This window comes from Ilumatobacter sp. (assembly GCF_049588435.1).
Classification (GTDB): Bacteria; Actinomycetota; Acidimicrobiia; order Acidimicrobiales; family Ilumatobacteraceae; genus Ilumatobacter_A.
Genome location: NZ_JBAVYV010000146.1, coordinates 1 through 9,036 on the forward strand (window position 1 = coordinate 1; position 9,036 = coordinate 9,036).

At 66.2% G+C, this 9,036-nt stretch carries 10 protein-coding genes and 1 pseudogene; 3 read left to right on the plus strand and 8 right to left on the minus strand.

The window, feature by feature from the left end; translation table 11 throughout:
- The first annotated feature begins 205 nt into the window (after positions 1–205).
- The 3 genes from WBV89_RS05490 (at position 206) to WBV89_RS05500 (ending at position 2,618) form a co-directional block, all read left to right on the plus strand.
- The gene (locus WBV89_RS05490; protein WP_423980331.1) at positions 206–874 is read left to right on the plus strand and encodes a hypothetical protein; all 669 of its coding nucleotides are present in this window, start codon (positions 206–208) and stop codon (positions 872–874) included.
- 284 nt (positions 875–1,158) lie between these two features.
- Positions 1,159–1,899 carry a DUF2271 domain-containing protein gene (locus tag WBV89_RS05495; RefSeq protein WP_423980332.1) on the plus strand — a complete coding sequence of 247 codons (741 nt, stop codon included), beginning with the start codon at positions 1,159–1,161 and terminating at the stop codon, positions 1,897–1,899.
- On the plus strand, positions 1,896–2,618 hold the full coding sequence (locus tag WBV89_RS05500; protein WP_423980333.1) for a PepSY-associated TM helix domain-containing protein: 723 nt from the start codon (positions 1,896–1,898) through the stop codon (positions 2,616–2,618). The genes WBV89_RS05495 and WBV89_RS05500 overlap by 4 nt, the downstream gene beginning before the upstream one ends.
- Here the strand turns inward: WBV89_RS05500 and WBV89_RS05505 are convergent.
- From WBV89_RS05505 to urtB, 8 genes and pseudogenes are all read right to left on the minus strand, one after another.
- Positions 2,605–3,564 carry an FAD:protein FMN transferase gene (locus tag WBV89_RS05505; RefSeq protein ID WP_423980334.1) on the minus strand — a complete coding sequence of 320 codons (960 nt, stop codon included), beginning with the start codon at positions 3,562–3,564 and terminating at the stop codon, positions 2,605–2,607. The genes WBV89_RS05500 and WBV89_RS05505 overlap by 14 nt on opposite strands.
- 173 nt (positions 3,565–3,737) lie before the next feature.
- Positions 3,738–4,739, minus strand: coding sequence for a YHYH protein (locus WBV89_RS05510; protein WP_423980335.1), 1,002 nt, complete (start codon positions 4,737–4,739; stop codon positions 3,738–3,740).
- Positions 4,740–4,807: 68 nt separating this feature from the next.
- Positions 4,808–5,125 (minus strand): hypothetical protein, encoded by a 318-nt coding sequence (locus tag WBV89_RS05515; protein ID WP_423980336.1) that lies wholly within the window; start codon positions 5,123–5,125, stop codon positions 4,808–4,810.
- 49 nt (positions 5,126–5,174) lie between these two features.
- Positions 5,175–5,393, minus strand: a pseudogene (locus tag WBV89_RS05520) (urease subunit gamma); the annotation flags it as partial.
- Positions 5,394–5,402: 9 nt separating this feature from the next.
- A complete protein-coding gene (locus WBV89_RS05525; RefSeq protein WP_423980340.1) occupies positions 5,403–6,083 on the minus strand; it encodes an ATP-binding cassette domain-containing protein in 681 nt (226 codons plus the stop codon).
- 4 nt (positions 6,084–6,087) lie between these two features.
- The gene (gene urtD, locus WBV89_RS05530) at positions 6,088–6,855 is read right to left on the minus strand and encodes an urea ABC transporter ATP-binding protein UrtD (protein WP_423980337.1); all 768 of its coding nucleotides are present in this window, start codon (positions 6,853–6,855) and stop codon (positions 6,088–6,090) included.
- Positions 6,852–7,964: an urea ABC transporter permease subunit UrtC gene (gene urtC / locus WBV89_RS05535; RefSeq protein ID WP_423980338.1), complete on the minus strand. Its 1,113-nt coding sequence runs from the start codon at positions 7,962–7,964 to the stop codon at positions 6,852–6,854. The genes urtD and urtC overlap by 4 nt, the downstream gene beginning before the upstream one ends.
- Before the next feature lie 128 nt (positions 7,965–8,092).
- Positions 8,093–8,977, minus strand: a complete 885-nt coding sequence (gene urtB / locus WBV89_RS05540) for an urea ABC transporter permease subunit UrtB (protein ID WP_423980339.1) — start codon at positions 8,975–8,977, stop codon at positions 8,093–8,095.
- Positions 8,978–9,036: the final 59 nt, after the last annotated feature.

Below are 9,036 nucleotides of genomic sequence, written 5' to 3' on the forward strand. Positions count from 1 at the left end.
CGCCGCCGACCTCGAACGGGTGTTCGGTCAGCCGCCGTTCGATCTCGATGCCTCAGCCGCCGAGTTGGGTGTGACGGTGGCCGAACTCGAAGCAGCGCTCCCGGCACCTCCCGGCGGCGCGGGCGGCCCGCCTCCCGCCAACCCCTGACACCGATCGCGGAGGGTTCACAGCGAACAGACAGACTTTTTGAATGGACTGCCGAAGATGTCCGCCGGGCCGCCCACATCGTCTCCGAGCCGGATGCTCGTCGTCGAGGACGAACCGTCGATCCGTCACGTGGTCGCGCGACCCTCCGGTCAGAGGTACAACGCCCACGAGGTCGGCGTTGGCACGGCGGCGCTTGCCGCGGCGACCGAGTCGGCGGGACTCGGGCTCGCCCTGACCAACCAGTCCGTCGCAGCGCACGGCGGCAGCCTTCGCATCGAGGAGACAGACGGCGGCGCTGCCACGATCTCCCGGCGCGTTCCGCCCGCATCCCAGATGGCTGAGCCGTTGCCCGAGATGAAGCAGCGTTCGTGGGAACTGCCGGTGGTCTGGGCGGTCGCGGCGCTCGCGCTGGCCGTCGTAGTCGCGCTGACGGCGCCGTCGTCGGGATGCTCGTCGCGGTCCAGGACCGGGTTCCGCGTCACGGCGATCCTCGGGCCGAGCACTGATGTCGACACCAACGCCGAGATCGCCTCCCGCATCTCACCGACGTTGCTCGATCTCGGCATCGCCCTCGCCGCCGGCGCCGTTGGCGGTCGTGGGAGTCACGGCGCAACTCGGAGCGACGACCGAGTCCCTCGGCGCGCTGTTGTTGTTCGGGACCAACGCGTTGGCGATCGTCGCCATGGGTGCGCTGACGTGCATCGTGACCGGAACGGCTGCCGCTGATTCGGCCGCGACGATGAAATCGTCTCCGTCGAGGTGGACGGGCGCGGGCTCTATCGACGTCCGCATCGCCGTCACCGAGCAGACCACACTGACCCCGAGGGCGAAGGAATGGGATCTTTCGGGTTCGCACGCGCGATCCTTACCTTTGCTGATCAGGCTCGAGGCATGAACATCTCGACCCTCCTCCTCCGTTCACGGATCCCCGATCGACGCACTGGTGTACTCACTTCCACTTCGAGTTCCATTCACGGCGAACACACAGCTTCGAGCGACAGGATGGGCTCGTGATCTCGACCCGACCACTCCAGACGAGGTACGCGACGACCACGCGCCGCACCATCTTTCGACAGGCCGCGCTCGCCGCCTTGATCGTCGTCCCGGGTATGGCCTGTGGCAACAACGACGCCGAAGTGTTCGGATCGGCGACCACCCAGAGCTCACCGACGACAGCCGACACCACGACGACCGACGCGCCCCTGACACCCGCGGCCGACACGACGTCCGCACCGGTTGCCGAGACGCCGACCGAGACAACCGTCGCGTCGGTCGACGCGTCGGTCGATCCAGCGACGTTCCCGGCAGCGGCGGAACTCGCCGTGTCATTCTCGTTCGTCCCGGAATCCACTGATGGTCGAGGTATCGAGAGCCCGTATATCGCCGTATGGGTCGAGGACCTCGACGGCAACCTGGTGCAGACGATCAGCCTCTGGTACGAGCAGTCCGGCAGGGGCGATCGGTGGTTGTCGGACCTGCCGCAGTGGTATTCGGCGAGCGGGCAGGGGAGCGACGTCACGATGTCGAGTGCGACCCAGGTGGCCGGTGACTACACGGTCGCATGGGACGGAACCGGCTTCGACGGCCAACCGGTCGCACAGGGCGACTACGTGCTCTTCGTCGAGGCGGCTCGCGAGCACGGACCGTACGAGATCACGAGCCAACAGATCACGATCGGTGACGAGCCCTTCACGGTGGCGCTCGCCGACGACGGGGAGCTCGCCAACCTCTCGGCGACGTTGTTCGCATGACCATCGACGACATCACCACCGCTCCGCTCATGGACGACCCGCTCCTCGCCGTGGAGCCCACGCCGTCGACGCCACTGACGCAACGCAGCGACGGCGCAACGAGGGCACGCCGAGGCAAGCTGGGACGGGACACGCACCGCTGGTCTCGCCTGATCCACGTGTACACGAGCATGATCGCCCTGCTCGTCGTGCTGTTCTTCGCAGCCACCGGCATCACGCTGAACCATCCCGAGTGGACGTTCGGCGACGAGACCGAGACGACCGTCGAGTCCGGGACGTTTCCGTTCGCGACCCAGTTCGTCGCCGACGACGGTTCCGCGGTTGGCGTCGACTATCTGTCGATGGCGGAGTACGTCCGAGAGGAATATGGCGTGATCGGCAGCGTCGACTCCTTCGGTGAGACGAACGGCGAGGGATCGATCGCCTTCCTGAACCCCGGCTACCGGGCCGACCTCAGCTTCGCCATCGACGACGGCACCTTCGACCTAGCGGTCGAGCAAGAGGGCTGGGTCGCCGTGGTGAACGATCTCCACAAAGGCCGCAACACCGATGGATCGTGGAACTGGCTGATCGACATCAGCGCCGGGTTCCTCGTCGTGATCTCGCTGACCGGGCTGGTGATGCAGTTCTTCTTGAAGAAGCGGCGGACCTCGGCATTCGTCGTCGCGGGTGCCGGCACGGTGATCACCGTCGTGATGGTGGCCGTCACCCTGATGTAGGCAGCAGGGGATCCCCGTACCTGTCTCGCCAGGTCTGGTCAGCCCAGCGCGAACCGTCGACCCCGATCACCAGGCAGGCGCATTCGGGGAACGAGGTCGACGCGTCGATCGCCGCCGCCGGATTCGTCATGCCGAGGGTGGTGGCCAGTACGTCGGCGGTCATCGCATCGGGTGCGACCACCGAGATCGAGGCCTGGCGGTCGACGGGCTCACCCGTGCGGGGATCGATCACGTGGCTGAAACGTCGTCCATCGATCTGCACGCCGCGGCGCGCCGCGCCACTCGTCGCAAGTCCTGCGTCGGCGAGATCGATGACAGTCAGCGGGGGTTCGTTGTCGTACGGACGCAGCGGGTTCTCGATCCCCACCTTCGCCGCCGGCGCGCCCCGCTGCAGCACGTCGCCGCCGGCGGCAACCACGATCATCGAGATGTCACCGCTCGACATCGCGAGATCGCTGGCCCGATCCACGATGAAGCCCTTCGCGATGGCGTTGAGGTTCAATGCGGCGCAGTCCCCGGTGCGGCGCAGCCGGCCGCCCGTGATCTCGAATCGAGGACGGGCGATGGATGACGCCACCTCGTACAACTCGGCCGCCGTCGGCACGCTGGATCGCTCTTCGGCGCGGAGCCACACGTCCGACAGCAGCCCGGTCATCGGGTTGAAAGCCCCGAGCGAACGCTCCTGCCACTCGTGTGCAGCCGACATCACAGTCACCAACTCGGCCGAGGGCTGATCGACCTCGCCGCGTTTCCAGCGGCTCAACTCGCTCTGCTCATCGAACACGCTGAACACCGCCTGGAGCCGCACGATCGCGTCGACGACCAGGCGATTCACCACGTCGAGGGCGGCCGGTTCCGCTCCACGCAGTCGGACCTCGATCAGCGTTCCGAGGAGGTGCGTGTGCCGGTACACCTCCTCGTTCATCACCATTCCGTCACCGGACACGGTCTCATCGACGAACCATGGAACGTACGGTCATCGATCGAGGTGGTCCCCGCCGTCGGGTTCCGGCTTTCGGGATGATTCCCGGGCAGTCTCTTGGTTCTTGGCCGAGTGGACGGGAGACGTGCCAAGGGACCGACGCCCCACTCCGCACACGTCCAGAGCGGACGCCCCGCTCAACCTTCGGGGGGACCCTCGCCGTCGGGCGGGCCGCCGGCATCGGTGGTGCTCGCGGCGTCGATCTCGCCGTGGTAGCAGTCGACCGTGTACGGCGACCGGTCTTCGGTGAGGTGGTAGTGATAGATCCCGTCCGGGAACTCCGGGGTCACCCCGACGTGGCCCGAGCACTCGTCGAGGTCGTCGGACGTGATGGTGACACCGTCAGCGTCCTGAGGTCCGTAGAACGGGAAGCCGTCCAGGAGCACGCCGATGATCGTCGAGTGTTCGCCGTCGGCATCGACGGCGTCGGTGATGCAGTACGGCACGCCGTGGTAGTGGTAGTTGCCCTGGCCGGTGCCGTCGGCGGCGAGCGCGAGCGGATGACCGTTGCAGGAGTCGACGAAGTCGACGCCGTCGATCGTGATGTTGTCGTCGACGGCGACGAAGCTGCGGTCCGTGTCCTCGTAATCGTTGAACAGTTGGGCGCCGCTGATCGCCACGCCGATGATGCCGAGGTTGGTTTCAGTCGTCGTGTCGCTGTAGACGGGGTTGAGGGTGATTTCCTGGTCGACCGGTGATTCGACGACGGCCACGTCACTTGATGTGGCCGCCACCTCGGTCTCGTCAACCGGCGGATCGAAGCTGCCGGTCGTGGGGACCAGATATTCGTCGGCCAGCTCGTGGTTCGGCAGTCCGTCGGATTCGAACCGGAAACTGGTGTCTGACACGGTGACCGTGACGTTGTCACCCCACTGCGCGGCCTCCACGCCTGCGGTGGTGTCGGCATCTCCCGTGGACGCGTCCGCCGCTGTCTCGTCGGTCTCGGTCCCGGTCGCGGTGGAATCGGCGTCGGTGGAGTCGGCCCCGGTCTCGGCGGTGGCCGCGGTGTCGGCGGTCGTGTCATCGCTGGTCGCGGTGTCGCTGCCGACGTCGGAGTCGGAGCCGCATGACGCGATGGTCATTGCTCCGGCGGCGAGCACGGCGACGGAGCGACAGAGCAGGGGCGTGGTGACGTTCACGTCGTTCAGTCTTGCGCGTCTTCCTGTGAACTGGCTGTGTGAGCGGGCGGGTCCGCCGAGTTGCATCGTCATCGATCGAAGTGGCGTCGCAGCATGCGATTCCACTTGTTCGACACCAGCGACGGGTCCGGGGCGGTGGGTCCGGTGTCGTACGTGCTGATCTTCTCCGGGCGGATGCCCAGCCGCCACAGGTAGCGATCGGTCGCACCGGGCGCACTCGTCGACTCGGTCTCGAGCACGAATCGGTCGGTGAGGCCGACCGATCGACCGTGCTCGTCTGCGCAGCGAAGGTCGGAGTCAATCGTGACTCGGGCGATGTCGTCGAGGTCGATCAGCGTGTACTCGTGACCCGTCACGAGGTCGCGTACCGGGTCGAGCTTGCCCACCTTGGGGCTCGGAGTACCGATGCCCTGTGCGGCAATACGATCGATGTGCTTCCGGGACCCCCTCCATCACGTCGTCTCGTGTCAACACGTGTCGGCCGTCCTCCATCAGATCGTGGACCCGACAGCCGTCGCGCGCCGGCTCCAGGACCCACGAGGTGGGCACCGCCACCTCCTCCGGATCGTTGATGTGCAGTCCGCGGTCTCGTCGGGCGCGGGCGACGGCAGCGGCGGAGTGCGGGAACAGTCGTTCCTGTTCATGAGGTGACAGTCGCGCGGGTCAGACTGCCATCGCCTGGCGGACCGCGTCCAGCGAGTGCTCCCCACCTTCACCGGTGCCCGTGACGCGGCCTGACTCGAGCGTGAAGTACCGGTTGGTCGAACGAAGCGCGAACCCGACGTGTTGCTCGACCAACAGCACCGTGAGGTCGCCGCGGGCGGTGAGGTCGACGATGACCTGCTCGATCTCCGCGACCACGTTGGGCTGGATGCCTTCCGTCGGTTCGTCGAGGATCAACAGTCGCGGTTGACCCAGCAAAGTGCGGGCGATCGAGAGTTGCTGGCGTTGACCGCCCGACAGCAGACCCGCGGGTCGGCTCAAGAGCCCGGTCAGGGCAGGGAACGTGTCGAGCACCCCGTCGATCTCGGATCGGACATTGGAGACCAACTGGAGGTTCTCGAGGGTCGTCATCTGCGGGAAGCAGAGTTGGCCCTGCGGGACGTAGCCCAGCCCTTTGCGCACTCTGCGGTTCGGGCGCATCTTGGTGACATCCTGCCCGTCGAGTCGCACGGTTCCGGACCTCACCGGGATCAACCCGACGGCGACTCGCAACAGGGTGGTCTTGCCGGCACCGTTGTGTCCGAGAACTGCCGCAGCGCCTCCATTGGGAACCGCGAGATCGACGTCGAACAAGACCATCGATCGGCCGTATCCGGCGGTGACGCCGATCAGTTCGAGCATTGGTTCAGCCATGCGTCGCCGCCTCCGTCGCAGTTCCCAGATAGACCTCTTGGACTCGTTGATCGGCCTGTACGTCCGCCACCGAGCCCTCCGCGAGCACGGTCCCCGCGTGCATCACCGTCACGAAGTCGGCGTATCGCCGCAGGAACTCCATGTCGTGTTCGATCACCACGATCGTGCGGTCGGCGACGATCCGCTTCAAGAGCTCACCGGTCTCGTCGCGTTCGTCTCCGCTCATTCCTGCGACGGTCTCGTCGAGGAACATCAGTTGCGCGTCCTGCACCAGCAACATGCCGATCTCGAGCCATTGTTTCTGCCCGTGGGCGAGGATGCCGGCAGGTCGTTGCGCGAGCGCCGTCAGACCGATCGTGTCGAGAGCCTGCTCGACCGGTTCGGGAACCGTGCGGCGGGCGCGAAGCGAACTGAGAGCACTCCGGTGCAGTCCCGCGGCGATGTCCAGGTTCTCGAGCACGCTGAGCTGTTCGAACACCGACGCCGTCTGGAACGTCCGTCCGATCCCGAGGCGGGCGATATTTTGCGAGCGCATCGACAACAGGTCGTGGTGGCGGAACGTGGCCTCTCCGGTCCCGCTCACGAGTCCGGTCAGCGCGTCGACGAGGGTGGTCTTGCCGGCGCCGTTCGGTCCGATGAGGAAGTGCAGCCGGCCCTGATGCAACGTGATGTCCACTCCGTCGACGGCCTTGAAGCCATCGAAATCCACGGTCAGGTTGCGGATCTCGAGATAGTCCTGGCCAAGGAACGAGGCGGTCATGATGTGGCCGCCTGTGCACCTCGGTCGGCGTCGGACTCGACAGCGGCGTGGCTGGCCGAACTCGACCGAGACGACTCGGACGACGAGGACCACCGTGCTCTGAGCATCGGCCACAGCGAAGCAACGCCCCCCGGAAGCAGCAGCACGACGAGGATGAAGAGCGCCCCCAGGAAGTAGCTCCACTGCGTCGGGAAGTTCTCGGACAGCGTCGACCGGCCGTATCCGACGGCGATCGCTCCGAGCACCGGGCCGAACAGCGAGGCCCGGCCGCCCAGAGCGACGCCGGCAAGTAAGAAGATCGACGCCGAGGCGTCCACATCGAGCGGCGAGATGATGCCGGCGATGGGGACGAACAAGGCACCGCCGATGCTCGCCATGACCGCCGCCACCATGAAGGCGACCAACTTGACGTTGGCGGGGTCGTAGCCGAGGAAGCGGATGCGCTCCTCGCCGTCTCGGGTCGCGAGGAGGAGTTCGCCGTATCGACTCCGGTACAGCTGCCAGAGAATCACCAGGAACACGATTACGAGTCCCGCGGCGAGTCGGTAGACGTTCTTCTGAACCTGCGGATCGAACAGGTTGTGCCCGAAGAACGTCGAGAACGAGTTGAGTCCGTTGAATCCGCCGGTCTGCGTGATCGTCGCCACCAGCAGTGTCGAGAACGCGACCGCCATGGCCTGCGTGAGGATCGCGAAGTACGCGCCCTTCACCCGTCGCTTCAAGATCGCGTAGCCGAGCACGAACGACACGACCGCGGGCATCGCGATGATCGCGAAAACGGTGAACGGCCCGCTGCGAAACGGTTCCCACCAGCCCGGCATGGTGCCGTCGCCGTACAGCGTCATGAAGTCGGGCACACCGCCGGGACCGGCGGCTTCGAGCTTCATGTGCATCGCCATCGCATAGCCGCCGATGCCGAAGAACACCCCCTGGCCCAACACGAGCATGCCGCCGCGACCCCACGCCAGTCCGATGCCCATGGAGGCGAGCGCCATCGCGCAGTACCGCCCGAGGTTTCCGAGCCGGAACGAGGTCAGTGTGCTGGGAGCCCACACGAGGAGCACGAACGCCAAGATGGCGATTCCGACCAGTGAGCCGTAGCTGCTCATCCGCCGAGCCAGCGATGGCGTGAGCGACTTCGACGGCTGATCGTCGGAAGGTTCGCTCCCTCGGCCGTCCGCAACGGTTCCCGGCTCTGTTGCGTCCGGCGACCCGCTTGTTTCGGTCGCAGTGCTCGTCACGCCAACGACCTCGTCCGGACGGTGAAGAGGCCCTGTGGCCTGATCACGAGGAAGATCACCACGAAGGCAAAGATGATGACCTGTGCCGTGCTGCCGCTGGTGCGGTCGGTCAGGAAGGCGGTCGCCACGCCGACGGCCCAGGCAGCGATCACGGTCCCCTTGAGCTGCCCGACACCTCCGACGACGACGACGAGAAACGCCGGGATGATGTACGCCGTGCCGAGGGTCGGGTTCGTGCCCGAGATGAGCGCGATGGCGACTCCGCCGAGGCCGGCCAGACCGGAACCGAGGAAGAAGGTGAGGCGATCGACGTTCCGAGTCGAGACCCCGAGCGTTTCGGCGAGTTGTCGGTTCTGAACGGTCGCCCGGATCTGTCGGCCGAAACTGCTGTACTTGAGGAGGGCGCTGAGTGCGCCGAGAGCGGCCAGCGCGAGCACGATGGTGAAGAGCTGGCGATGCGGCCACTCATACCCGAACACCGAGAGGCGTCCGCCGAGCCAACTCGGCGCGGTCACCGGGTCACCTTGTGCGCCGAACACGTCCTGGGCCAGTTGCTGGAGTACGAGCGCCACACCGACGGTTGCTAACAATGTGTCCAGGGGTCTCTCGTACATCCATTGGATCACGGTGACCTCGAGGAGCAACCCGAGGAGGCCGGCGACGACGAACGCCACGGGGAGTGCGACCAAGATCGACAGCCCCGAAGTGCCCAACACCTGCTGCGTGAGGTAGGCCATGTACGCGCCCACCATGAGGAACTCGCCGTTCGCCATGTTGATCACGCCCATCTGGCCGAAGGTGAGGGTGAGGCCGAGGGCGGCCATCAGCAAGATCGCGCCGTTCGCCGTTCCGGTCAGGAAGGGGGTGGTGAGAAGGTCCATCGATGCCGCTTTCGAGTCGTCGTTCCGAGCTGGGGGTCTGGCCGTGGGTGCCGTACCCG